Origin of the sequence: Phytopseudomonas daroniae (genome assembly GCF_004327275.1) — a bacterium.
In the GTDB taxonomy this organism is placed as follows: Bacteria; Pseudomonadota; Gammaproteobacteria; order Pseudomonadales; family Pseudomonadaceae; genus Aquipseudomonas; species Aquipseudomonas daroniae.
The window spans coordinates 920853-945610 of sequence record NZ_QJUJ01000001.1 but is presented as its reverse complement, the minus strand read 5'-3'; the positions used below and the strand labels follow the sequence as shown (position 1 = coordinate 945610).

18 protein-coding genes are annotated in these 24758 nt (G+C 64.1%); 4 read left to right on the top strand and 14 right to left on the bottom strand.

The annotated features are described in order from the left end of the window. Positions 1-62: 62 nt before the first annotated feature. Complete coding sequence (gene pdxR, locus DNK10_RS04445; protein WP_131190798.1) at positions 63-1550, top strand: MocR-like pyridoxine biosynthesis transcription factor PdxR; 1488 nt, start codon at positions 63-65, stop codon at positions 1548-1550. Positions 1551-1728: 178 nt separating this feature from the next. On the opposite strand, the gene DNK10_RS04440 is transcribed toward pdxR, so the two are convergent. After that, on the bottom strand, positions 1729-3054 hold the full coding sequence (locus DNK10_RS04440; RefSeq protein ID WP_131190703.1) for an aspartate aminotransferase family protein: 1326 nt from the start codon (positions 3052-3054) through the stop codon (positions 1729-1731). Between the two features lie 211 nt (positions 3055-3265). On the opposite strand from DNK10_RS04440, the gene DNK10_RS04435 reads away from it, so the two are divergent. Then, a complete protein-coding gene (locus DNK10_RS04435) occupies positions 3266-4057 on the top strand; it encodes an aldolase (protein ID WP_131190702.1) in 792 nt (263 codons plus the stop codon). Between the two features lie 259 nt (positions 4058-4316). On the opposite strand, the gene urtE is transcribed toward DNK10_RS04435, so the two are convergent. The 9 genes from urtE to yrfG all read right to left on the bottom strand — a co-directional run bounded on the left by urtE (position 4317) and on the right by yrfG (position 17626). Next, positions 4317-5015 carry an urea ABC transporter ATP-binding subunit UrtE gene (urtE, locus tag DNK10_RS04430; RefSeq protein WP_131190701.1) on the bottom strand — a complete coding sequence of 233 codons (699 nt, stop codon included), beginning with the start codon at positions 5013-5015 and terminating at the stop codon, positions 4317-4319. 109 nt (positions 5016-5124) lie between these two features. Beyond that, a complete protein-coding gene (gene urtD / locus DNK10_RS04425; protein WP_131178068.1) occupies positions 5125-5964 on the bottom strand; it encodes an urea ABC transporter ATP-binding protein UrtD in 840 nt (279 codons plus the stop codon). Beyond that, positions 5961-7049, bottom strand: coding sequence for an urea ABC transporter permease subunit UrtC (gene urtC / locus DNK10_RS04420; RefSeq protein WP_131190700.1), 1089 nt, complete (start codon positions 7047-7049; stop codon positions 5961-5963). The genes urtD and urtC overlap by 4 nt, the downstream gene beginning before the upstream one ends. A 127-nt stretch (positions 7050-7176) precedes the next feature. Next, on the bottom strand, positions 7177-8748 hold the full coding sequence (gene urtB / locus DNK10_RS04415; protein ID WP_131190699.1) for an urea ABC transporter permease subunit UrtB: 1572 nt from the start codon (positions 8746-8748) through the stop codon (positions 7177-7179). A 134-nt stretch (positions 8749-8882) separates the two neighbouring features. Continuing rightward, entirely contained in the window at positions 8883-10148 is a 1266-nt protein-coding gene (gene urtA / locus DNK10_RS04410; RefSeq protein WP_131190698.1) for an urea ABC transporter substrate-binding protein, read from the bottom strand. 72 nt (positions 10149-10220) lie between these two features. Then, positions 10221-10943: a GntR family transcriptional regulator gene (locus DNK10_RS04405; protein WP_131178064.1), complete on the bottom strand. Its 723-nt coding sequence runs from the start codon at positions 10941-10943 to the stop codon at positions 10221-10223. A 1-nt stretch (position 10944) separates the two neighbouring features. After that, positions 10945-14571: an urea carboxylase gene (uca, locus tag DNK10_RS04400; protein WP_131190697.1), complete on the bottom strand. Its 3627-nt coding sequence runs from the start codon at positions 14569-14571 to the stop codon at positions 10945-10947. Positions 14572-14766: 195 nt separating this feature from the next. Continuing rightward, positions 14767-16563, bottom strand: coding sequence for an allophanate hydrolase (gene atzF / locus DNK10_RS04395; RefSeq protein WP_208738777.1), 1797 nt, complete (start codon positions 16561-16563; stop codon positions 14767-14769). Positions 16564-16966: 403 nt separating this feature from the next. After that, positions 16967-17626 carry a GMP/IMP nucleotidase gene (gene yrfG, locus DNK10_RS04390; protein ID WP_131178061.1) on the bottom strand — a complete coding sequence of 220 codons (660 nt, stop codon included), beginning with the start codon at positions 17624-17626 and terminating at the stop codon, positions 16967-16969. Positions 17627-18031: 405 nt separating this feature from the next. On the opposite strand from yrfG, the gene nudE reads away from it, so the two are divergent. Then, positions 18032-18598, top strand: a complete 567-nt coding sequence (nudE, locus tag DNK10_RS04385) for an ADP compounds hydrolase NudE (protein ID WP_131178060.1) — start codon at positions 18032-18034, stop codon at positions 18596-18598. Further along, on the top strand, positions 18595-19416 hold the full coding sequence (cysQ, locus tag DNK10_RS04380) for a 3'(2'),5'-bisphosphate nucleotidase CysQ (RefSeq protein WP_131190695.1): 822 nt from the start codon (positions 18595-18597) through the stop codon (positions 19414-19416). Before nudE ends, cysQ begins: the two co-directional genes overlap by 4 nt. Before the next feature lie 24 nt (positions 19417-19440). Here cysQ and DNK10_RS04375 read toward each other — a convergent pair whose 3' ends face one another. The 4 genes from DNK10_RS04375 to dctP all read right to left on the bottom strand — a co-directional run bounded on the left by DNK10_RS04375 (position 19441) and on the right by dctP (position 24729). Next, a complete protein-coding gene (locus DNK10_RS04375; protein ID WP_131178058.1) occupies positions 19441-21357 on the bottom strand; it encodes a beta-ketoacyl synthase in 1917 nt (638 codons plus the stop codon). A gap of 288 nt (positions 21358-21645) precedes the next feature. Continuing rightward, positions 21646-22926, bottom strand: a complete 1281-nt coding sequence (gene dctM, locus DNK10_RS04370; RefSeq protein WP_131178057.1) for a C4-dicarboxylate TRAP transporter large permease protein DctM — start codon at positions 22924-22926, stop codon at positions 21646-21648. After that, complete coding sequence (locus DNK10_RS04365) at positions 22923-23555, bottom strand: TRAP transporter small permease (protein ID WP_131178056.1); 633 nt, start codon at positions 23553-23555, stop codon at positions 22923-22925. Before DNK10_RS04365 ends, dctM begins: the two co-directional genes overlap by 4 nt. A gap of 178 nt (positions 23556-23733) precedes the next feature. Continuing rightward, positions 23734-24729, bottom strand: coding sequence for a C4-dicarboxylate TRAP substrate-binding protein DctP (gene dctP / locus DNK10_RS04360; protein ID WP_131178055.1), 996 nt, complete (start codon positions 24727-24729; stop codon positions 23734-23736). Positions 24730-24758: the final 29 nt, after the last annotated feature.

Sequence of the window (24758 nt, the reverse complement as noted above, 5' to 3'; positions counted from 1 at the left end):
AACGGGGGCCATGGCTCACTAATTGCTTCGTGGTGAGCACATCGCATGGAGCGGCAGTGACCATGATCGACCACTTCTTCCATCTGGATTTCGACCAGCAGCGCGGATTGCAGGAGCAGCTGCGTGAGTCACTGGTGTCCGCCATCCTCGCGGGCGGCTTCCCCCAGGACGAGGCCTTGCCGTCCTGCCGACGTCTGTCCCAGCAACTGTCGATTTCCCGCAACACCGTGGCGCTGGTCTACGAAAGCCTGCTCGACAACGGCTATCTGGTCAGCCGACCGCGCAGCGGCTATTACCTGCACCCTGACTACTGCGGCAGCCAGCGCGAAGTCGCCCTGGCACGTCTGGCGCCGGCCCATAGCGATGCCAATCCGCACGCCGTCGGCGCACCAGGATGGAGCGGTCGCTTCAAGATGCAGCCGAGTTTGAGGCATGGCGTGCTGCGCCCTAGCAACTGGCGGCGTTTCACCTACCCCTTCATTTACGGCCAGCCGATTGCCGACCTGTTTCCCCTGGAGCGCTGGCGCGAGGTGTCGCGTAGCAGCATGCGCAACGAGCGCAACCCGGAGTGGCTGCGTGACAGCCACGACCAGGACGACGCCATGCTGATCGAGCAACTGCGTACCCGGGTGCTGCCCAAGCGCGGCATCTGGGCTGGCGCCGATGAAATCCTCATCACCCTCGGTTCGCAGAACGCTCTCTACCTGCTGGCGACCCTGCTGATGAGCAAGGGCACCCGCGTGGCGCTGGAAAATCCGGGATTCGGCGATGCCTGGAACGTTTTCGACCTGCAGGGTGCGGACATCCATTTACAGGATGTCGACGAGCAGGGCATGCGCGTCGACGAGCGCCTCAACGACTGCGAATATCTCTATGTCACACCTGGCCACCAAGTGCCCACTGGCGTGAGCATGAGCGCAGCGCGGCGCAGCCAGTTGCTGCAGCAAATCCGCCAGCACGATCAGATCGTCATCGAGGATGACTACGACGCCGAGCTGAATTTCGACAGCCACGCGCAGCCGGCTCTCAAGGCCAGCGACAGCAGCGGTCGGGTGGTGTACATGAGTAGCCTGTCCAAGGCGTTTTCACCGGGGTTGCGGCTGGGCTATCTGGTCGCCGATGCCGAGCTGGTGGAGGAATTGCGTGCCTTGCGCCGGCTGATGTATCGCCATCCGCCGCTGAACAATCAGCGCATGCTCGCCCAGTTTCTTGCCCAGGGGCATTACGATGCGCACCTGCGGCGTTTTCGCGAGGAGTACGGGCGCCGTCGCGAGGCGCTGCATGGCGCGCTGGATAGCGTTCTGGATGGCTGTCGGCATGTCAGCAGCGCTGGTGCAGGCGCCTTCTGGCTTAGCGCGCCAGCAGGCGTCGACAGCCAGAGGCTGGCCTGGGCAGCCGCTCAGCAGAGTGTGCTGATCGAGCCGGGCGCGCAGTTCTTCTTCAACGAAGAGCCTCCGCAGCGCTATTTCCGAATGGGCTTTCACGCCATCGACGTGCCGCTGATCGAGCCGGGCATCCGTATCCTCAATGAGGTGCTGCAGGGGCAGTGATGCCGCTGCAATCTGTGATAACCCACGATCTGCACCGCCACGGATATCGCTCGGTGGGTTACGCGGCGCTCCATCACCGTGTTGCCAGGGCTTACAGAGCCCTGCGCCGCTAACCCACCCTACGGGATCTGTGCTCGGCGCCTAAGCTGCGCAGTCCGGCCCATCCGGTTTTCGTCTGTTACAGGTACTTGGCGCTGAACTCGCCGATCACTTCGTCGAAGATCGCCAGGGCCTGCTGCACCTGGGCCGCGTTGACCATGCACGGCGGCACCACGTGGATGCGGTTTTCCACCACGAAGGCCAGCAGCCCGTGATCCAGCAGCGCGGCCTTCATCTGCGCCATGATTGGCGCCGCCAGTGGCGTTTTCTTCACCGGGTCGGCGACGAATTCCAGCGCCTGGAACAGGCCGATGCCGCGTGCCTCGCCGATCAGCGGGTATTTGCCGGCAAGTGCCTTGAGGCCCGGGCCGAGCAGTTCCTGGCCTATCTGCCGGGCGTTGTCGACCATGCCTTCCTCGGCCATGGTGTCGAGGGTGGCGACGATCGCCGCCATGGCCAGGGGGTGACCGGAGTAGGTCAGGCCGCCGGGGAAGAAGTGGCTGTCGAAGTACTCGGCGATGGGCTGGGAGATCATCACCCCGCCAGCCGGTACATAGCCGGAATTGACGCCCTTGGCGAAGGTGATCAGATCCGGCACCACCTCGAAGTTGTCCAGTGCCAGCCAGCTGCCGGTGCGGCCGAAACCGGCCATCACTTCATCGAGAATCACCAGAATGCCGAACTCGTCGGCCAGGGCGCGTACGCCCTGCATGTAGCCTTTCGGCGGCACCAGAATGCCGGCAGTACCGGGAATGGTTTCCAGCAGAATCGCGGCGATCGAGGCCGGGCCTTCACATTCGATGACTCGGCGCAGGTGCTGCAGCGCGCGGGCACATTCCTCTTCCTCGCTGGTTGCATTGAATTCGCTGCGAAACAGGTACGGATTGAAGAAATGCACATGGCCGCGGGCGAATTCGTTGGGCACCCGGCGCGGATCGCCGGTGGCGACGATCGCCGAGCCGGTGCTGCCGTGGTAGGAGCGATAGGCCGAGAGGATCTTGTCGCGACCGCTGTAGGTACGCGCCATGCGCATGGCGTTTTCGTTGGCGTCGGCACCGGCGTTGGTGAAGAACACCTTGCTGAAGTTGGCCGGTGCGTGGGAAAGGATGCGCTTGGCCGCCTCGCCGCGCATCAGGTTGGCGGTAGCCGGGGCGATGGTCACCAACTGCTCGGCCTGGGCCTTGATCGCGGCAATCACCCGGGGATGCTGGTGGCCGATATTGGTGTTGACCAACTGGCTGCTGAAGTCCAGGTACTCGCGCCCATCGTAGTCCCACAAGGTGCACCCGGCGCCACCGGCGATCACCAGCGGGTTGAGCGCGCCCTGGGTCGACCAGGAGTGGAAAACGTACTGGCGATCCAGGGCGTGGACATAGTCGTTGCTGATCTGCGTTGGGCTGCTCATGGCGACCTCGTGAGTGCGAAGTGGGGCCGGCCGTGCGGTCGGCGTGGTATGACAGGTCACTCACCATAGGAATAAAGCGATGTGCTTCCGTAGTGCCAGATGCCTGGAGTCGCTGAGTCAGCATCTGGCCCGTCGACCGCCGGTAACTGTCCCTGGCGCCGTTGGGGCAACTTGCTAGGGTGATGTGATCTACGTACTTGGAGATCCCACCATGGCACATGCATTCGAGGTCAACGCCACGCCACTTGACCGGCGTCTCGCCGACAGCCTGGACAGCCCGTCGATCCGTCAGGCGCGTATCGACCTGGCGGCCTGTTTTCGTATGGCCGCGCGGCTCGGTATGGGCGAGGGGATCTGCAATCACTTTTCCTTCGTGGTGCCCGGCCATGACGACCTGTTCCTGGTCAATCCCTATGGGCTGGCCTTCGCCGAGGTGACCGCCTCGTCGCTGCTGATCTGCGATTTCCACGGCCGTGTGGTGGCTGGGGAGGGCACACCGGAAGCCACGGCGTTCTTCATCCACGCGCAGCTGCATCGCCTGCACCCGCGGGCCAAGGCGGCGTTCCACACCCATATGCCCAACGCCACGGCGCTGTGCATGCTCGAAGGCGACCCGTTTATCTGGGCGGGGCAGACGGCTCTGAAATTCTATGACCGCATGCGGGTGGACGAGCATTACAACGGCCTGGCACTGAACAATGCCGAGGGCGAGCGTATTGCCGGCGCGGTGGGCGAGGCGGATGTGCTGATGCTGAAGAATCACGGCCCGCTGGTGCTGGGTGCCTCCATCGCCGAAGCCTGGGACGATCTCTACTACCTGGAGCGTGCCGCCGAGGTGCAGCTCAAGGCCATGGCCAGCGGCCGGCCCCTGAAAGCCGTGCCCCATGAACAGGCGCGCAAGGCCTGTCGGATCATGCTCGAAGGCAATGCCGAGAGCGCCCATCTGCATCTGCAAAGCATCAAGCGCCAGATCGCCCGGCTGGAGCCGGATTTCACCGATTGAAGGGCTGCTGTAAGGCGCAAGCAGACGTAGGGTGGATGACGCTCTTTTCATCCACCATCGCGATTGCAGAGCGGTGGACGGGTCGGGCCGCGTAGGTGAAGCGTCGTCCACCCTACGAACGGCCGTTTGCGCCTTTAAGACCGTAGAACGTAGCCTGGATTAGCCGCAGGCGTAATCCGGGGCCGAAGGCCGTGATCCATGGTTCAACGCGGGTCACCGACCGGCTTCTTTCGCCTTTACGCCGACATGATGGCGGGGCTTAGATCGCCACCAACCCGCGCACGCCATCCGCCTCCATGGTCTCGCCACGGCCCTGCTGGACGATCTCGCCGCGGCTCATCACCAGGTACTGGTCGGCCAGCTCGGCGGCGAAGTCGTAGAATTGCTCGACCAGCAGGATGGCCATATCGCCACGGGCGGCGAGCTTCTTGATCACCACGCCGATTTCCTTGATCACCGAAGGCTGGATGCCTTCGGTGGGTTCGTCGAGGATCAGCAGGCGTGGCTGGCTGGCCAGGGCGCGGCCGATGGCCAGCTGTTGCTGCTGGCCGCCGGAGAGGTCGCCACCGCGGCGGTGTTTCATCTCCAGCAGCACCGGGAACAGCTCGTAGATGAAGGCCGGCACTTCCTTGGCCTGGCTGGCGGGGAAGCGCGACAGGCCCATCAGCAGATTTTCCTCCACCGTAAGGCGGCCGAAGATCTCGCGGCCCTGGGGCACGTAGGCGATGCCGGCGTGTACCCGCTGGTGCGGCTTGAAGCCGGTGATCGGTTTGCCTTCCCAACTGACTTGGCCTTCCTTGGATGGAAGCAGGCCCATCAGGCATTTGAGCAGGGTGGTCTTGCCTACGCCGTTGCGCCCGAGCAGGCAGGTGACTTCACCCACCCTGGCCTCGAACGACAGGCCGCGCAGGATATGGCTGCCGCCGTAGTACTGGTGTAGCTGTTGGACTTGGAGCATGTCGATGTCCTTTGCGTAGGGTGGATCGGGGCGCGTAGCTCACGCTCTATCGATCCACCGTGCGATGCCATTGGTGGATGAAAAAAGCGTCATCCACCCTACGAATCCCTTACCGGCCTAGGTAAACCTCGATCACCCGTTCGTTGGCCTGCACGCTGTCCAGCGAGCCTTCGGCCAATACCCGGCCCTGGTGCAGCACGGTGACGTGGTCGGCGATGGTGCCGACGAAGCCCATATCGTGCTCGACCACCATCAGCGAGTGCTTGCGCGCCAGGGACTTGAACAGCTCGGCGGTGAATTCGGTTTCCGCGTCGGTCATCCCGGCGACCGGCTCGTCGAGCAGCAGCAACTGCGGATCCTGCATCAGCAGCATGCCGATCTCGAGGAACTGCTTCTGGCCGTGGGACAGCAGGCCTGCCGGGCGCTGGCGTGAAGCGTCGAGACGGATGGTGGCGAGTACCTCGTCGATGCGGTCGCGCTGCTCGCCGCTGAGTCTGGCGCGCAGGCTGGCCCACACGGACTTGTTGGTCTTCTGCGCCAGCTCCAGGTTTTCGAACACGCTCAGTGCCTCGAATACCGTTGGCTTCTGGAACTTGCGACCGATGCCTGCCTGGGCGATCTCGACTTCGCTCATCTGGGTCAGGTCGAAGGTTTCGCCGAAGTAGGCGACGCCACTGTTCGGCCGGGTCTTGCCGGTGATCACGTCCATCAGGGTGGTCTTGCCGGCGCCGTTGGGGCCGATGATGCAGCGCAGTTCGCCGACGCCGATGTACAGCGTCAGGTCGGTCAGCGCCTTGAACCCGTCGAAGGCGACGTTGATGTCCTCCAGGGTCAGGATGGTGCCATGGCGAACGTTCAGGCCACTGCCCGCACTCTGGCCCAGGCCGATGGCATCGCGGCTGCTGCCGGCTGGATCGATCATCGCTTCCGGGATGGGGGCGATTCTCATGATTTATCCCCTCGCTTGATGAGGCCGATTACGCCCTTGGGCAGGAACAGGGTGACCACGATGAACAGCGCGCCGAGGGCGAACAGCCAATACTCGGGGAAGGCCACGGTGAACCAGCTCTTCATGCCGTTGACCAGACCGGCACCGAGCAGCGGGCCGATCAGCGTGCCGCGCCCACCGAGCGCCACCCACACGGCGGCCTCGATGGATTGGGTCGGCGCCATCTCGCTGGGGTTGATGATGCCGACCTGAGGCACGTACAGCGCACCGGCCAGGCCGCAGAGCACTGCCGAAAGCACCCAGATGAACAGCTTGTAGCCGCGCGGATCGTAGCCGCAGAACATCAGTCGGTTCTCGGCGTCGCGCAGGGCGGTCAGCACCCGGCCGAACTTGCTGCGCGCCAGGCGCCAACCCAGGTACAGGCTGCCTACCAACAGCACCACGGTGGCCAGGAACAGGGTGGCGCGGGTGCTCGCCGCGGTGATCTCGAAACCGAGGATGCTGCGGAAGTTGGTGAAGCCGTTGTTGCCGCCGAAGCCGGTCTCGTTGCGGAAGAACAGCAGCATGCCGGCGAAGGTCAGCGCCTGGGTCATGATCGAGAAATACACGCCCTTGATCCGCGAGCGGAAGGCGAAGAAGCCGAACACCAATGCCAGTAGCCCTGGCGCCAGCACCACCAGGCACATGGCCCAGAGGAAATTGTCGGTGCCGTACCAGTACCAGGGCAGCTCCGTCCAGGCGAGGAAGCTCATGAACGCTGGCAGGCCGTCGCCGGCGGCTTCGCGCATCAGGTACATGCCCATGGCATAGCCGCCGAGGGCGAAGAACAGCCCGTGGCCGAGGGACAGCAGACCGGCGTAACCCCAGACCAGATCGAGCGCCAGGGCGACGATGCAGTAGCAGAGGATCTTGCCGACCAGGGTCAGCGTGTAAGCCGAAACGTGCAGGGCGTGGTCGCCGGGCAGCAGGTGCAGCAGCGGCATGGCGATCAGCACGGCGAGCACCAGCAGGCCGATGACGATGCAGACCTGCGGGCCGAGCTTGGCGCTGGCGCGGGCCAGCAGGGTTTGGTTGGCGGCGTTCATCAGTCGATCACCCGTCCAGTTGAGGCCGCTATGCAGGCCTGTGGGAGCGCGCCATGCGCGCGAACGATGGCGGCGATGCAGTCGCTGACGTGGCCAGCTCCCACGGTGTTGCGGTCGATGATCCGGTTCAATCGATCACCCTCCCTTTCAGGGCGAACAAGCCTTGCGGACGCTTCTGGATGAACAGAATGATCAGCGCGAGGATGAGGATCTTGCCGAGCACGGCGCCGATCTGCGGCTCCAGGATCTTGTTGGCGATGCCCAGGCCGAAGGCCGCCATGACGCTACCGGCCAGTTGGCCGACGCCGCCGAGCACCACCACCAGGAACGAATCGATGATGTAGCTCTGGCCGAGATCCGGGCCGACGTTGCCGATCTGGCTGAGGGCCACGCCGCCAAGGCCGGCGATACCCGAGCCGAGGCCGAAGGCGAGCATGTCGACGCGGCCGGTGGGTACGCCGCAGCAGGCGGCCATGTTGCGGTTCTGCGTCACCGCCCTGACGTTCAGCCCGAGGCGGGTCTTGTTCAGCAGCAGCCAGGTGAGCACGACGACGAACAGGGCGAAGCCGATGATGACGATGCGGTTGTATGGCAGCACCAGGTTGGGCAACACCTGGATACCGCCGGACAGCCAGTAGGGATTGGCCACTTCGACGTTCTGCGCGCCGAACAGCACGCGCACCAGCTGGATCAGGATCAGGCTGATGCCCCAGGTGGCGAGCAGGGTTTCCAGCGGGCGGCCGTAGAGGTGACGAATCACCGTGCGCTCCAGCGCCATGCCGATAACGGCGGTAACGCCAAAGGCCACCGGCAGTGCCACCAGCGGGTACAGCGCCAGTGCCTCGGGGGCGAAGCGCTGGAAGAGGATCTGCACCATGTAGGTGGAGTAGGCGCCGAGCATCAGCATCTCGCCGTGGGCCATGTTGATCACCCCGAGCAGGCCGAAGGTGATGGCCAGGCCAAGGGCGGCGAGCAGCAGGATCGAGCCCAGGCTCATGCCACTGAAAGCCTGGCCGAGCAGCTCGCCGATCAGCAGCTTGCGCTTGACCTGGGCCAGGCTGGTTTCCGCAGCTGTGCGCACCCCAGCGTCACTCTCCACGCCGGGCTCCAGCAGGTTCTCCAGGCGGGTACGCGCCAGTGGCTCGCCGGTTTCACCGAGCAGGCGCACGGCAGCCAGGCGTACCGCGGGGTTGGGGTCGACCAGTTGCAGGTTGGCCAGGGCCAGGGTCAGGGCGTCGCGTACGCTGCTTTCCTCTTCGGCGGCGAGCACCTGGGACAGCAGCGGCAGTTGCGCTGGCTGGGCGCTCCTCTGCAGTTGCCGCGCGGCGCTCAGGCGCAGCGCCGGCTCTTCGGCAAGCAACTGGTGGCTGGCCTGGGCGTTGGCGACCAGGCCACGCAGGCGATTGTTCAGGCGCAATTTGCGCGGAGTGTCGGTTGGCGTTGCTTCGCCTTCGGCGGCTTGGTAACCGTCCTCGGTTTCGATAAAGGCGGTCTTGTCGCTATCCGCGGCCACGCGGCCCTGCTGCAGGGCGTCGATCAGTGGCTGACGCGCCGGGTCGGGTGCGGCGGCCCAGCTTTCCAGCAGTTTGGCTTGCTGCGCCGGGCTGGCGGCAACGAAGTCGTTGGCGTCGCCGGCCTGAGCGGCGAACGGCAGCAGGAGCAGCAGGCTGAGAAAGAGTCGGACAAAGGTGTTGTGCATGGGGATGTCCTAGGTTGCCTGGCAGAACCGGGGAACTGTAGGAGCTGGCTTGCCGGCGATCAGTCTTGAATAGCGAGTTGCTCTGAAGATCGATCGCCCGCAAGCGGGCTCCTACCGATAGGTAGCGCTGTGGATCAGTTCGACTTCACCGGGGTGTCGCCTTTCTTGTCGTTGCCTTCGATGTACGGGCTCCACGGCTGGGCGCGAACCGGGCCGTCGGTTTCCCAGACCACCGAGAACTGACCGTCGTCCTGGACTTCGCCGATCATCACCGGCTTGTGCAGGTGGTGGTTCTTCTCGTCCATCTTCAGGGTGAAGCCGCTCGGTGCGGCGAACTCCTGACCGGCCATGGCTTCACGCACTTTGTCGACGTCGGTGGTGCCGGCTTTCTCGACTGCCTGGGCCCACATGTGCAGGCCCACGTAGGTGGCTTCCATCGGGTCGTTGGTGACCACGGTGTCGGCGTTCGGCAGCTTCTTGGCCTTGGCGTAGGCTTTCCAGTTGGCAACGAACTGCTCGTTGACCGGATTCTCCACCGACTGGAAATAGTTCCACGCGGCCAGGTGGCCGACCAGCGGCTTGGTGTCGATGCCGCGCAGTTCTTCTTCGCCCACCGAGAAGGCCACCACCGGGACGTCGGTGGCTTCGATGCCCTGGTTGGCCAGTTCCTTGTAGAACGGCACGTTGGAGTCGCCGTTGACGGTGGAAACCACCGCGGTCTTGCCGCCGGCGGAGAACTTCTTGATGTTGGCGACGATGGTCTGGTAATCGCTGTGGCCGAACGGCGTGTAGACCTCTTCGATGTCCTTGTCCTGTACGCCCTTGCTGTGCAGGAAGGCGCGCAGGATCTTGTTGGTGGTGCGCGGGTAGACGTAGTCGGTGCCGAGCAGGAAGAAACGCTTGGCGGCGCCGCCGTCTTCGCTGAGCAGGTATTCCACCGCCGGGATCGCCTGCTGGTTCGGCGCGGCGCCGGTGTAGAACACGTTCGGCGACATTTCCTCGCCCTCGTACTGCACCGGGTAGAACAGCAGGCCGTTGAGTTCCTCGTAGACCGGCAGTACCGATTTACGCGATACCGAGGTCCAGCAGCCGAAGGTCACCGCGACCTTGTCCTGGGTCAGTAACTGGCGGCCACGCTCGGCGAACAGCGGCCAGTTGGAGGCCGGGTCGACCACCACCGGCTCGAGCTGCTTGCCGAGCACCCCGCCCTTGGCGTTGATCTCGTCGATGGTCATCAGCGCCATGTCTTTGAGCGATGTTTCTGAAATGGCCATGGTGCCGGACAGCGAGTGCAGGATGCCGACCTTGATGGTCTCGGCTGCCTGGATGCTCCAGCTCAGGCCCATGGCGGCGATGGATGCGGAGAGGGTGAAGGCCTTGATCAGGCTGCGACGTTGCATAGGGCGATCTCCATTCACTAACGGGTTAAGTGACAGCGTTTTTTGTTGGGCAGTTGGTCAAGGGACATCGGATCAGCCCTGTGCCTGCACGGCCCGCTGGCGGGCGCTGTGCAGCATGTGCAGGGTGATCTTGCGCACTTCCGCCTTGCTGACCTCGATATGGGTCTTCAGCAACAGCTGTGCTTCTTCGCAACGGCGCGACAGGATCGCGCCGAGAATGCGTGCGTGCTCTTCGTAGGTGGCTTCCACCCGCGGCGTCTTGGTGAAGTCGAGGCGGCGGATGATGCGGATCTTCTCGCTGACTTCGCCGTGCAGGCGGGCCATCTCGCGGTTGCCGGTGGCTTCCACCAACTGGCAGTGGAAGCGTTCGTCCAGCCGCGAAACCTCGCGGCCGTCGTCCAGGCGCTGCTCGGGCTGCACCATCCAGATGCGCTGCAGCTCCTCCAGCGGTTCGGGGGTCTCGCCGGCGCTGCGATCACAAAGGCGCTTGACCGCCGCCAGTTCGAGGACGATGCGCACGTCGTAAAGCTCCTCGAAATGGTGGAAGTCGAATGGCTTGACCTGCCAGCCGCTGCGGAAATACACCTCCAGGTACCCCTCGCGCTCCAGGCGATACAGCGCCTGGCGCACCGGCGTGCGGCTGGCGGCCATGCGCTCGGCCACTTCGCCCTCGCTGAAACGGTCGCCCGGCAGCAGACGAAACTCGAAGATGTCGTCCTTGAGCTGTTGGTAGATGCGCTCGGCGAGGTTCTCCGGGCGCTCCTTGCCACGCTTGATCGGGTCGACCAGCTGCATGTCAGGCCGCCTCGTTCGGGTCGAGGATCAGCAGCACATCGCCCGGGGTGACCGCCTTGCCCGGCTGGCAGCGCACCGCCTTGACCGTACCCGCCAGCGGTGCGAGCACGGCCAGCTCCATCTTCATCGCCTCGACCACCAGCAACGGCATGCCGGCCTCGACGTACTGGCCGGGCTCGACCAGCACCTTCCACACGCTGCCGCACATGTCGGCACTGACCACCTGGCCGTCAACGGCTTCATCGTCCTCGGTGCTGGCGGCTGGCGCGGTGTGGCTGTCGGCATCATCGTCGCGCCACAGTTGCACTTCGGAATCGAAGGCCTGTTTCTGGCGCTGCTGGAAGTCGTTGATGCTGCTGGCATTATCCGCCAGAAAGGTCTGGTATTCGGCGAAGTCGAAGGTGCTCTGCTCGATGCGGATCTGCGCACGGCCTTCGCGGAAGGCATCGCGGAACTCGTCCAGTTCGGCCTCGCTGACCGGGTAGAACTTCACCTGGTCGAAGAAGTGCAGCAGCCAGGGCTGACCGTTGGCGAACTGGGCGTTCTTCACGAACTTGTTCCAGATCGGCAGGGTGCGGCCGACCAACTGATAGCCGCCGGGCGAATCCATGCCGTAGATGCACATGTACATGCCGCCGATGCCCACGGTGCCTTCTGCAGTGTAGGTACGTGCCGGGTTGTACTTGGAGCTGAGCAGGCGGTGGCGCGGGTCGAGCGGCACGGCGCAGGGCGCATCGAGGTAGACGTCGCCGAGGCCGAGGATCAGGTAGCTGGCCGCGAAGAGGATGTCGCGTACTTCCTCGCGGCTGGCCAGGCCATTGGTGCGCTGAATGAAATCGACGTTGTTCGGCAGCCAGGGCGCCTGGCTGCGCACGGTCTCGCTGTAACGGGTGACGGCAGCGAGCGTGGCACTGTCTTCGAAGGCCATGGGCAGGTGGACGATACGGGTCGGCACCTTGAGCGTGCTGACGTCGCCCAGCTCGCGCTCAAGACGCAGCAGATGATCGAGCAGCGCCTGCTGGTGCAGTACGCGGCTGTCGTAACGCAACTGCAGCGAGCGGACACCCGGCGCCAGTTCTTCCAGGCCGGCGAGTGGTGTCGCCTTGAGCGCTTCCATCAGCAGATGCACGCGCAGGCGCAGCGCCAGGTCGAGCACGTTGTCGCCGTACTCCAGCAGGATGTAGGCATCGCCGGCCTGCCGGTAGACCGCGCGCGGGCGGCTACCATCGGCCGGCAGCTCCGCCAGTACGCTGGCCGACACGGTGTCGCCCGGCTGCAGACTGGGCACCGGCAGCTGTACGGCGCTGACCGCGCTCAGCCGTTCGAGGCTGCCCAGTTGCGCCTGTTCCAGCGCCTGAGCCTGCTCGAAGCTGATCGGGTGAAAGCGCAAGGTGTCGCCCGGCTTGACCTGGCCGACCTTCCACAACTCGGCCTTGGCGATGGTCACCGGGCAGACGAAGCCGCCCAGGCTCGGACCGTCCTTGGTGAGGATCACCGGGAAGTCGCCGGTGAAGTTGATGGCGCCGATGGCGTATTCGCAATCATGCACGTTGGACGGATGCAGGCCGGCTTCGCCGCCGTCGGCGCGTGTCCAGCTCGGCTTCGGCCCGCTCAGGCGCACGCCCAGGCGGTTGGAGTTGTAGTGCACCTGCCAGTCGGCGGCGAAGAACTGCTCGATCGCATCAAAGGTGAAGAAATCCGGCGCACCGTGAGGACCATAGAGCACACCGATGTTCCAGGTCGTGCCGTACTCGGGAACCAGGCCGGCATCCAGCGCCTGGGGCTCGCTGACCGGCGCTGGCGTGGTGCAGGCGGGCAGATCCTGGGAGATGGCGAGCATGTCTGCGGTGCGCAGGGTACGCCCGGCGTGGCCGCCGAATTGGCCGAGTGCGAAGGTCGAGCGGCTGCCTAGGTACACGGGCACATCGAAGCCGCCACGCACCGCCAGATAGGTGCGGCAGCCGCTGGTTGCGCGGCCGAGTTTGAGCACCTGGCCGGCCTTGATGGCGATTGGCGCCCAGTAGGGCACGCTTTCACCGTCCAGCTCGGCAGGGCAGTCAGCACCGGCAAGGGCGACCAGCGCATCACTGTGGAAGCGCAGGCTCGGGCCCTGCAGGGTGAATTCCAGCCCGGCGGCGCTCTCGTGGTTACCGACGATGCGGTTGGCCAGACGGAACGCGTAATCGTCCATCGGCCCGGACGGCGGCACGCCGATGTCCCAGTAACCGAGGCGGCCGGGGAAATCCTGCACGCTGCTGTAGGTACCGGGCTCCAGTACTTCGACCACCTGGGCCGCATAGCTGAAGGTGTCGAGCAGGCGTGTCCAGATCTGCGCGTCGTGGAAGCGCGGCTCGGCGACCACCTGGCGCAGGTAATCGAGGTTGCTGGCGATACCGTGCAGACGGGTTTCGCCCAACGCTTTCTGCAGCTTGACGATGGCCTCGTCGCGAGTGGCGGCGTGGACGATCAGCTTGGCGATCATCGGGTCGTAGAAGGCCGACACGATGCTGCCGGTACTGACCCAGCCGTCGACACGTACATCGTCCGGGAAGTGCACGTCGGTCAGCACGCCCGGGCTGGGTTGGAAGTTCTTCAGCGGGTCTTCGGCATAGATGCGCACTTCGATGGCGGCGCCCTGCGGGGCGCGGCTCAGGGCGACCCAGTCCAGCTCGTCGCCTGCGGCCACGCGCAGCATGCATTCGATCAGATCCAGGCCGGTGACCATCTCGGTCACCGGGTGCTCGACCTGCAGGCGGGTGTTCACTTCGAGAAAGTAGAAGTCGTCGCGGGCGGCGTCGTAGATGAACTCCACGGTGCCGGCGCTGCGGTAGCTCACCGACTCGCCCAGCTCGACGGCGGCGGCATGCAGGCGTTCGCGGGTCGCCTGTGGCAGGTTCGGTGCCGGGGTCTCCTCGACCACCTTCTGGTTGCGCCGCTGCAGCGAGCAGTCGCGTTCTCCCAGGGCGGCCACGCGGCCTTTGCCATCGCCGAATATCTGCACTTCGACGTGGCGCGCCTGATCGACGAAGCGTTCGAGGAACACGCCCGCATCGCTGAAGAACTGCTCGCCCATGCGCTTGACGCCGTCATAGGCGCTGGCCAGGGCTACGGCGTCGGCGCAGCGGGTCAGGCCGATACCGCCACCGCCCGCGGTGGTCTTGAGCATCACCGGGTAACCGATGCCTTCGGCCGCGGCCAGGGCTTCGTCGAGATCCTGCAGCAGGCCGGTACCGGGCGCCATCGGCACCTGCGCTTCGCCGGCCAGCTCGCGAGCCCGGTGCTTGAGGCCGAACTCGCGGATCTGCGTGGGCGTCGGACCGACGAAGGCGATCCCGGCGCTTTCGCAGGCCTCGGCGAATTCGGCGCTTTCCGAGAGGAAGCCATAACCGGGATAGATCGCCTGAGCGCCGGTTTCCCTGGCCGCCGCGAGAATCTTGTCGATACGCAGGTAGCTGTCGGCGGCCTTGTCACCGCCCAGGGCCACGGCCACATCGGCATCACTTACATGTTGGGCATTGCGGTCGGCGTCGGAATACACCGCCACGCTCTTCACGCCTAGGCGCTTGAGGGTGCGGATGGCGCGGACGGCGATCTCCCCGCGGTTGGCGATCAGGACTGTTTCAAACATGGTGGTTCTCCGTGGCGAGATCGCCGTGACGGGCTACGCCCGCCCGGCACTTTGACTTCGTCGCTGCGCCGCTGCGCGGCTGGTCACCGCGATTGGCGATCAGTACGGTCTGGAACATGTTCGTTGCCTCGTCGTAGGGTGGAAAACCGCGAAGCGTTTTCCACCGGCGTGTTCATTGGCGGCAGGAAAAAGGCTTCAGGCCTTGGTGCTGGCGATAAAGGCGCGCCAGCCACCGAAAGAGGTGATGTCACGGGCATCACTCAGCGCCCAGGGCTCGCAGATGAAGCCCTTCACGCTGCGCCCGTCGGCCAGGGTCAGGTTGCCGATACCCAGAGGCGCGGGGATCTCGGCGACGAACTCGCCGAAACGCGCCAGGGGGATGTCCCACAGCTCGACGATGATCGAGGTGCCGTCCGCACTGCGCGCCAGCCCCGGTTTGGGCGGCACGGTGCCGGCCAGGGCGTAGAGGCGATAGTCCGGAGAGGTCAGGGTCTGCTCGACCAGCACCGCGTTGCGGGTGGTCAGCTGGAAGTTCAGCGGCATACCGGTCAGGTGCGCGCCCACTACCGCTACCCGCACGCTGCCGGCAGGTACCGTTTTTGAAGGCGTCTGCGTCGGCAGGGCACGGCCGGTGGCGCCGAGCGGCAGCTCCAGGCTGGCTTGCCAGCGTTTGCCGAAGGCCGCCAGAGCCAGGTCATGCCAGGCTGGCGCGAGCAGGGTGATGCCGGCGGGCAGGCCGTCGTCGCGCAGGCCAGCCGGTACGGCCAGGGCGCAGAGATCGGCGAGATTGGTGAAGTTGGTGTAGATGCCGAACTGGCTGTTGAACAGCACCGGCTCCTGGCGCATCTCGGCGAGGCTGCGGATGGTTGGCGAGGTGGGCACCACCAGCGCATCGAAGCCCGCCAGGGCATCGTTGATCCTGCGGCTCAGTTCAGCGCGCAGGTACTCGGCCTTGTAGGCGTCGCAGGCGCTGTACCTGTGGCCGTTGTCGACGATGCCACGCACCACCGGGTCGAGATGCTCCGGCGCCACGCCCTCCACCGCGACGGTGCGCTCGGCGACCCAGGGGCCGTAATACAGCTGCTCGGCCAGTTCACGGAACGGGCTGAAATCGATGGGCTGCAGGGTGACGCCCAGGGCACGCAGTTTTTCCAGCGCCTGCTCGAATACCGCCTGGGTCTGCGTATCGCCGAAAAACTCCAGGCTGTCCGGCACGGCGAAAGTCGGTGCGGACTTCATGCCGACGGGAGCGCTGTTGGGGTTGATGCGTGAGTAGGCGTCCTTTGTGTCGTACCCGCCAGCGAGACGGGCGACGGTTTCGGCGTCGCTGACCGTGAGGGCGAACACCGAGATGCAATCGACCGTACGGCACGCCGGCACCAGGCCGGTGTTCGGTAACCAGCCCTTGGTCGGCTTGAGCCCGACGATGTTGTTGAAGCCCGCCGGTACCCGACCCGAGCCGGCCGTGTCGGTACCCAGAGAGAACGGCACCAGGCCGCGCGCGACCACGCTGGCCGAGCCGGAGCTGGAGCCGCCGCTGACGTAATCGGGGTTGAAGCTGTTGCTGACGGCGCCATGGGGCGAGCGGGTACCGACCAGGCCGGTGGCGAACTGATCGAGATTGGTCTTGCCGATCAGGATGGCACCAGCGGCCCGCAGACGCGCGACCACAGTGGCATCGGCCTCGGCGCTGTAGGCGAACTGCGGGCAGGCGGCGGTGGTCGGCCAGCCCGCGGCGTCGATATTGTCCTTGATGGCGAATGGCACGCCGTACAGCGGCAGCTTGTCCCGTTGGCCTTCGGCCTGATCGAGCAGGGCCTGCAGGTGGTTCAACTGGGCGTCGAGTTGTACAGCGCTGGCCAGGCTGATCCAGGCGTTGTCGTCGTGGCTCAGTTGCGCGAGCAGGCTATGCAACAGATCTGCTGGCTGCGTGGCGTCACGGTAAGCCTGTTGCCAGTCGGCGAGGGTGAAGGCGATGGGGGCGTTGGACATGCTCTGAGATTCCATCTTGTATCCAAGTTGGAATTGCTAGAGCAAGAGCGGTGCCAGTTTTTAAGTAATTGATTTTTATGTATTTAATTTATTTTTGAAGGATTTTTGAGCGGTTCTTGCACCGTGTCGGGGCCGAGGTGAAGCCTTTTGGTGCGGAGGCGTGAGATGGGATAAGGGGCAGGAATAAGGCGGAAGCGGCCGGTCGGTGGCCCGCGTTGAACCATGGATCACGGCCTTCGGCCCCGGATTACGCCTGCGGCTAATCCAGGCTACATTCGTGCCATGGATCCCGTAGGTTGGATCGGGGCGCGTAGCCTAGCGAAGCGTAATCCGACATTTGGCCGGCACATCCAATACAGTTTTTGAGCGGCCGCTATCGCCTTTGAGCAGCTGCTCTTGCTACCTACAGCCCGTTCAACAGCGCTCGATAATCCCGCACTGCCTCGAATTCTTCGGTGTCCTTCACGCCTTTGCGGCTATCCGGCTCATGCACCGCCAGCAAGTGTTTCACGCCGAACCGCTGGGCGCTGCGCAGGATCGGCACGTTATCGTCGATGAACAGGCTGCGCGCCGGGTCGAAGGGCAGATCCTGCTGCAGGGCGAACCAGAACTGCGCGTCTTCCTTGGGGAAACCGTAGTCGTGGGAGCTGATCAGGCGGTCGAAGTAGGGCGCCAGTTCGATGCGCTCCATTTTCAGCGACAGCGAGTCGCGGTGGGCGTTGGTGATCATCACCACCTGCTTGCCGGCCTTACGGATGGCGGCGAGGAAGGTGTCGGCGTCCGGGCGCAGGGCGATCAGGTCGGCGACCTCGCGCTTGAGGTCACGGATCGACAGGTTCAGCTCACGGCTCCAGAAGTCCGTGCAATACCAGTTCAGCTGGCCGGCATGCTTGATGAACAACGGCTGCAGTTCCGCATCGGCCAGGGCGCGACTGACGCCATGGTGTTCGGCATAGCGCTGCGGCAGGTGTTCGAGCCAGAAGTGGTTGTCGAAATGCAGGTCGAGCAGGGTGCCGTCCATGTCCAGCAGTACGGTATCGATCTCGGGCCAGGGCAGGTTCATGGCTGGGCAGCTTCCTGAGCAGGGGAGGTTGAGTCTTGCAGCGTATGCTGGTCGTCAAATGCGCACTTTAGGGCGCAGACAGCTAGGGTCTGTTGACGTTTCAGCGCAAGCCGCGTTGCCGCGAGAAATCTCGCCAGGCTAGGCGGAGGACGCAGGGAATGGTTGTTCCCTTGCCAAGTCCTCCAACGACGCATGGCGAGATTTCCCGCGCAACCCGAAGGGCCGGGCCCGTTTTGCCGCGATGCTGCGTTTCTCGCTGACTCATTTAGCCAGCTAAACTTCGCAGCTCGTGCCTTGCCTCGCGGCAAAACGGGCTCCGGCGCGGCCGTGCGTGAAACGTCAACAGACCCTAGGCAGCCGCGGTATGATAACCGTTCCGGTCAGCCCAGCAGCAGGACTTGCCCCATGCGTCAGAAGCCCACCGTCATCGCCCGAGAGATCGTCGCCAGTAGCCGCCTGTTCCGCGTCGAGGAGCTCCAGCTGCGCTTCGCCAATGGCGCCGAGCGCACCTACGAGCGTCTGGTGGGGCGCGGCACCGGGTATGGCGCGGTGATGATCGTGGCGCTGGCCGACGAGGAGCACGTGCTGCTGGTCGAGGAGTATTGCGGTGGCACCGGCGAATACGAATTGTCCCTGCCCAAGGGGCTGATCGAGCCGGACGAGGATGTGCTCGCAGCGGCCAACCGAGAACTGCAGGAAGAGGCCGGTTTCGGCGCTCGCAAGCTTGAGCACCTGACTGAGCTGAGCCTGTCGCCTGGCTACATGAGCCAGAAGATCCAGGTGGTACTGGCCCGCGATCTGTATCCGCAGAGCCTGCCTGGCGACGAGCCGGAGCCGCTGCGGGTCGACAAGATCAGTCTTCGCGAGCTGTCCAGCCTGATTCAGCACCCGCAGTTCAGCGAGGGGCGCGCCCTGGCCGCGCTGTATCTGGTGCGCGACCTGCTGGAGCAACGTGGGGAGCTGAGCCGATGAGCCACCCGTTACTGCCAGCCGTGCTGGCGCTGGTGCAGCAGGCGGGCACGGCGATCCTGCCCTACTGGCGCACGGGCGTGCGGGTTATCGAGAAGGCCGATGCTTCGCCAGTGACTGCTGCCGACCTGGCCGCGCATCATGTGCTGAATGAAGGCCTGCAGGCACTCGATGCGAACATTCCGGTGCTGTCCGAGGAAGCGGCGGACATTTCTCTGGCGGAGCGCGCCGGCTGGACACGCTGGTGGCTGGTCGACCCGCTCGACGGCACCAAGGAGTTCATCGCCGACAGCGAAGAGTTCACGGTCAACGTGGCGTTGATCGAGCGTGGTCAGGTGGTCTTCGGCGTGGTCGGCATTCCCGCGACCGGGGCCTGCTACTACGGCGGCGCCGGGCTGGGGGCCCAGCGTGTCGACGCGAATGGCGAATCCCAGTCGATTTTCGTGCGTGAAACGCCGGCCTGCGGCCTGACCGTGGTCGCCAGCCGCCGCCATGGCAGCGTCGAGCAGGAGCAACTGCTTACGGCTCTGGCTGCACGTTTCGGTGAGCTGGAGCGGATCAGCGTTGGCAGTTCGCTGAAGTTTTGCCAGCTAGCCGAAGGCAGTGCAGATTGCTATCCACGCCTGGCACCGACCTCGCAGTGGGACACTGCCGCTGCCCAGGGTGTACTCGAGGGCGCTGGTGGTGTGGTGCTGACCTTGCAAGGCGAGCCGCTGCGCTATGACGCCCGCGAATCGCTGCTCAATCCCTTCTTTCTGGCGCTGCCAGCCGATGCCGAATGGCGCGAGCTGCTGGTCGAGCAGGCGAAGCGCTTGCTCTAAACGCTTCGCCTCCGGACGTTGCTGTCAGTCGAGCATGTCGCGGTAGCGGTCATCCTGCTTGAACACCAGCGGCTGGGCGAAGCCCGGTACCTTGATCTGCTCGCTGTCGATATCGATCTGCGTGTCGTCGATCAGGTCGTTGCCGAAGTTGTAGATGATATCCAGCTGACCTTTCAGGGCCTGCTCGTCATAGGCACGTGCAGTGGCGCGGGTCTGTTCACGGCGCTGCTGGTAGGCGCTGAACGCGGCCTCGCCATGGCGCTTGCGCAGCATGCGTTCGACCACGTGGGGAGCGAGGATCACGCCGCTGGCGTTGTTGCCGCCGAAGCCCTTGGAGTTGATGAAGCACACATCCATGCGCTGATCCGGACGATCGACTTTGCTGATGCTCAGGTGCTGCTGGTGTACGTCCGGCGCCACCGCATCGATGGTCTTGATGCCGGGAATGATGCCGTACTTGAAGGTGCCCAGGGCCGAAATCACCTGGTCGCCGCTGGCGGTGGCCAGGGAATGACCGACATAGGCCTTGACCGCGGCCACCGGCCAGCTGTCTATGGCGAAGGCGCTAGCCACGCGATTGAGCAGCTCGGACTCGGTCACCCGGTTGGCCGGGGTGCTGGAGCCGTGGGCATGCACGAAGCTGCGCTGGCGCACGGCGTCGATGCCGAGTAGTTGCGCGGCGCTGGCCACGGCTTTGGCGACGGTCAGGTAGTTGCCTGGGCCAGGCGCGGAAATGGATTTCTTGAAGCCGTCGGCGTTGATGAACACGTCGGTGGCGGCGCCGTGGATGTCGGCACCCAGTTGCAGGGCCAGTTCATCGTCCATCAGCACCACGAACTGGCAGGCTTCCGACAGGGTGAAGCCGCAGTTGTCGCCGAATGGGCGGCTGGCGCGACGGAAATCCACTTCAGCCTGGGCCGGCTCGGTCTTGCCTTCGATCAGGCGCAGACCGTCTTCGGTGGCCAGTGCGCCCATGGCGCCATAGCCCTCGATGCATTCGGCATTGATCGGCGCCTCGCTGTTGCCAACGATCACCACCCGCGCGTTGCCGGCATTGATCTGTTCGATGCCTTTCTGCAGGTTGTAGAGGAAAGTGGCGCAGGCGCCGGTGACGCTGCCGGTGGTGCCAACGCTGCCCAGTACGTAGGCGTTGATGAAGTCCGCCGGCATGGTGTTCAGGCCCAGGGCCAACTGCTTGGAGCTGACGCGGTGGCCCTTGAGGCGTGACTGCATCAGGCCGCCAAAACCGTTCTCGTCGAGCTGGCTCATGATGCTGCCGGCGAATACCGCGATTTCGTCCGGCGCTACCTGATCAACGATGGTCTGCCACGGCACGCCGGTGGCGCGCAGGGCATCGGTGACACCGACCACGGCCATCTGCAGGCCGCGCGGATGGAAGCGCGAGTTATACAGCTCTCCGGGCTCGAAGCCGGTCGGCAGCTGGCCGGCGGATTTCACCGGCAGGGCACGGTAGCTGTCGACCTTGAATTCGCAGCTGTCATGCAGGGTGACGCGCACTTCGTTGCCATCCAGTTCCTCGACGAACCAGTTGGCCGGCAGCGGCTCCGGCAGCTGCTTGCGGTTGCTGACGAACGTCAGGCTGCCGCCTTCGCCATTCAGGGCGATGCTCTTGTGCCAGTGTGCAGCGTCGGGGTCGAGGTGCTGTTTCTCGATGCGGCGTACCAGGGTTGAAGCGAGTACCTTCTCGCCGTAGCGATGCTCGATGTCGGCGGCAGACAACGGCTCGCCATCGTGGCTCTGATAGGCGCCGTCGACCACGCGCACCAGCTTGGTCATCACGGCCAGGCCGATGAGGGTTTCGCGGCGTGCCTGGTCGTCCAGCGATTCGATCACCGTGCGGCGGAAACCGTGATGGAAGGAGCTGCGGCCAGCGGCATTGTAGCCACCGAAACCGACGATCACAGGCAAACGAGACTTCACGCGGACACTCCTTCAACTAATTAGATCGACACGCGCCATTATCGAGCGGGTGCCGGGTCAGCGGATCGAGGCGAGGCGCGCAATTCTGACGAAGAAAGGCGCCATGACGGCTATTCGGATGCCTATGTTGACGCGATCCATGACCCACAAGTCACGACTTGATACAAGGTTACCCGTTATCGACGATCGCGGCACGACCCGGATGGCTATCGCCAGTGACCCTATGGGTAGAAATGAAGAAGCCCGGCACTGAGGCCGGGCTTCTTCGTTTACGCAACGAACGTCAGATCACATGCCCAGCCAGTTCGGCAGGCCCAGCGAAATGAACGGCACGTAGGTCACCAGGATCAGGAACGCCAGCATCACCAGCAGCCATGGCGACACCGCGCGCACCACGCGGGTCAGCGGCATGCCGGTGACCGCCGAGGTGACGAACAGGTTGAGCCCGGTCGGCGGCGTGATCAGGCCGATCTCCATGTTCACCACCATGATGATGCCCAAGTGGATCGGGTCGATGCCCAACTGCATGGCGATCGGGAACAGGATCGGCGCGAGGATCAGGATGATCGCCGACGGCTCCATGAAGGTACCGGCGACCAGCAGCACGATGTTCACCACGATCAGGAACTCGATCGGGCTGAAGCCCTGCTCCACCACCCAGGCGGTGATCGACTGCGGGATCTGCTCGGTGGTCAGCACGTGGGCGAAGAGCATGGCGTTGGCGATGATGAACATCAGCACCACGCTCAGCTTGCCGGCCTCGATGAACACCTTCGGGCATTCGCGAACGGTCATGTCCTTGTAGATGAAGATCGCCACGAAGGCCGCGTACACCGCGGCTACTGCAGCGGCTTCGGTCGGCGTGAACATGCCCGAGTAGATGCCGCCGAGGATGATCACGATCAGCGCCAGGCCCCAGCCAGCCTTGCGCCCGGCCACCATGATCTCGGCGAAGGAGGCACGCGGCAGCGACGGCATGTTCTTCACGCGGGCGATGATGTAGATGGTGACCATCAGGAACACGCCCAGCAGCAGGCCCGGCACCACACCGGCCATGAACAGCTTGCCTACGGACGTTTCAGTTGCCGTTGCGTACACCACCATGACGATCGACGGTGGAATCAGGATGCCCAGGGTACCGGCGTTACAGACGATGCCGGCAGCGAACTCCTTCTTGTAACCCGAGCGCACCATGCCGGCGATGACGATCGAACCGACCGCCGCCACCGTGGCCGGCGACGAGCCGCTCAGGGCGGCGAACAGCATGCACGCCAGGATCGCGGCAATGGCCAGGCCACCCTTGATGTGACCGACGCAGGCGTTGGCGAAATCGATCAGCCGGCGGGCCACGCCGCCACTGGTCATGAAGGCGCCGGAGAGCAGGAAGAACGGAATCGCCAGCAGCGTGTAGTGCTCGCTGGTCTCGAACAGCTTGATCGCCAGCGAACGCACCGAGTCGTTGCTGAAGAGCAGGATGGTCATGGCCCCGGACAAACCCAGGGAAATCGCCACCGGAATGCCGATGAACATCAGCGCGAACAGGGCGACGAACAGAAATGCGATGGTCATCGTTTAGCCTCCGTTTCTTCGGCAAGTTTGATGGCGTCTTCGACTTCGCCGTGGCCACCAAAACCCAGTTGCTTGTTCTGAATCACACGCACCAGCACCTGGGCGAAACGCAGGAACATCAGGGTGAAACCGATCGGCACGATGATCACGATGTGCCACTGCTGGACGCCGAAACGATCCAGATCCTCGGCGCCGATACCGGCGCGCATCAGGGTGGCGACCCATTGCTCGCTGGAGTAGGCCATCAGCACGCAGTAGGCCAGGCAGATGACCAGCGCGAGGATCGCCACGGCCTTTTGCAGGGAGGGCTTGAACAGGCGCACCAGCAGATCGACGCCGATGTGCGCGCCGATACGTACGCCCCAGGCCAGGCCGACGAAGATCAGCCAGCCGAACATGGCCTTGGTCAGGGCCACGCTCCAGGTCATTTCCTGGGCGACATAGAGGATGCCGTCGCCGATGCTGAACATGGCATCGTTGGCGAAGGGCAGCGCATCGCCCAGGGAATAGAAAATTCCGTAGAGATTGTTGAATATCACGTACGAGAAGGTGACCAGGGTCATGCCTGCAAGCAGGAATGCCACCATTACTTCCTCGAGCTGGTTCCAGACACGAGCGACAGCGTGCATGGGATTATCTCCGTCAATAGAGCGGTCGCGAAGCGACGTAAGGGACAGCGACACCCAGGGCTCGGCAGCGAAGCTGCAGCCATGCGATGAATGTCGTTATCGGTAAAGCGGGCGGCGACTCCGCTCTGGAGTCGCCGCCAGATAGGCGCGGCCGGATGATCAGGCCGTTGGCCCGGCCTTAGTTGGCCTGGTTGGAGTTCTCTGCAGCCTTGATCAGATCAGCACCGATCTCGCCTTCGAACTTCTTCCACACCGGACGCATGGCTTCGCGCCACAGTTCACGCTGCTCGGGAGTCAGGGTGACGATTTCGGTGGTGCCGGCATCGATGATGCGCTGCTTGTCTTTCTGGTTCAGGGCTTCAGCCTGCTTGTTCACCTCGACGGTGACCTCGGCGAGGATCTCGGTCAGTTCGGTGCGGATATCTTCCGGCAGACCTTCCCAGAACTTGGTGTTGGTGATCACCATGTAGTCCAGCACGCCGTGGTCGGACTCGGTGATGAACTTCTGCACTTCGTGCATCTTCTGGCTGTAGATGTTCGAGTAGGGGTTTTCGGCACCGTTGACCACACCGGTCTGCAGGCCTTGATACACCTCGGCGAAGCTCATTTTGCGCGGCGCGGCGCGCAGGGCTTTGAACTGCTCATCGAGCACGGCGGAGGCCTGTACGCGGAATTTCAGGCCACGGGCGTCTTTCGGCTCAACCAGTTTCTTGTTGGCCGACAGCTGCTTCATGCCGTTGTGCCAGTAACCCAGGCCGGTGATGCCTTTGCTTTCCATGCTGGTGAGCAGGGACTTGCCTTCCGGGCTCTGCTGGAAGCGATCCACAGCGCTGATGTCGTTGAACAGGAACGGCAGATCGTAGATCTGGATCTGCTTGGTGTAATGCTCGAACTTGGCCAGGGACGGGGCGATGATCTGTACGTCGCCGAGCAGCAGCGCTTCCATTTCCTTGCCGTCGCCGAACAGCGAGGAGTTCGGGTAGACCTGCACGGTCACTTTGCCGTCCATACGCTCGTCGACGAGCTTCTTGAACAGCAGTGCGCCTTGACCTTTCGGAGTGTGCTCGGCAACCACGTGGGAGAACTTGATGGAGATCGGGTCGGCAGCCTGGGCCAGGCCGGCGATGCTCAGCGACAGAGCGCAGACCAGCGCTTTGGCAGTGAAATTGAACATGGGGATGCTTCCTCTTGTTTGTTGCCTAT

Excerpts from the sequence above, each read along its gene's own strand:
- pdxR (WP_131190798.1), top strand. The coding sequence starts at position 63 with ATGATCGACCACTTCTTCCATCTGGATTTCGACCAGCAGCGCGGATTG.
- DNK10_RS04440 (WP_131190703.1), bottom strand. The coding sequence starts at position 3,054 with ATGAGCAGCCCAACGCAGATCAGCAACGACTATGTCCACGCCCTGGAT.
- DNK10_RS04435 (WP_131190702.1), top strand. The coding sequence starts at position 3,266 with ATGGCACATGCATTCGAGGTCAACGCCACGCCACTTGACCGGCGTCTC.
- urtE (WP_131190701.1), bottom strand. The coding sequence starts at position 5,015 with ATGCTCCAAGTCCAACAGCTACACCAGTACTACGGCGGCAGCCATATC.
- urtD (WP_131178068.1), bottom strand. The coding sequence starts at position 5,964 with ATGAGAATCGCCCCCATCCCGGAAGCGATGATCGATCCAGCCGGCAGC.
- urtC (WP_131190700.1), bottom strand. The coding sequence starts at position 7,049 with ATGAACGCCGCCAACCAAACCCTGCTGGCCCGCGCCAGCGCCAAGCTC.
- urtB (WP_131190699.1), bottom strand. The coding sequence starts at position 8,748 with ATGCACAACACCTTTGTCCGACTCTTTCTCAGCCTGCTGCTCCTGCTG.
- urtA (WP_131190698.1), bottom strand. The coding sequence starts at position 10,148 with ATGCAACGTCGCAGCCTGATCAAGGCCTTCACCCTCTCCGCATCCATC.
- DNK10_RS04405 (WP_131178064.1), bottom strand. The coding sequence starts at position 10,943 with ATGCAGCTGGTCGACCCGATCAAGCGTGGCAAGGAGCGCCCGGAGAAC.
- uca (WP_131190697.1), bottom strand. The coding sequence starts at position 14,571 with ATGTTTGAAACAGTCCTGATCGCCAACCGCGGGGAGATCGCCGTCCGC.
- atzF (WP_208738777.1), bottom strand. The coding sequence starts at position 16,563 with ATGTCCAACGCCCCCATCGCCTTCACCCTCGCCGACTGGCAACAGGCT.
- yrfG (WP_131178061.1), bottom strand. The coding sequence starts at position 17,626 with ATGAACCTGCCCTGGCCCGAGATCGATACCGTACTGCTGGACATGGAC.
- nudE (WP_131178060.1), top strand. The coding sequence starts at position 18,032 with ATGCGTCAGAAGCCCACCGTCATCGCCCGAGAGATCGTCGCCAGTAGC.
- cysQ (WP_131190695.1), top strand. The coding sequence starts at position 18,595 with ATGAGCCACCCGTTACTGCCAGCCGTGCTGGCGCTGGTGCAGCAGGCG.
- dctM (WP_131178057.1), bottom strand. The coding sequence starts at position 22,926 with ATGACCATCGCATTTCTGTTCGTCGCCCTGTTCGCGCTGATGTTCATC.
- DNK10_RS04365 (WP_131178056.1), bottom strand. The coding sequence starts at position 23,555 with ATGCACGCTGTCGCTCGTGTCTGGAACCAGCTCGAGGAAGTAATGGTG.
- dctP (WP_131178055.1), bottom strand. The coding sequence starts at position 24,729 with ATGTTCAATTTCACTGCCAAAGCGCTGGTCTGCGCTCTGTCGCTGAGC.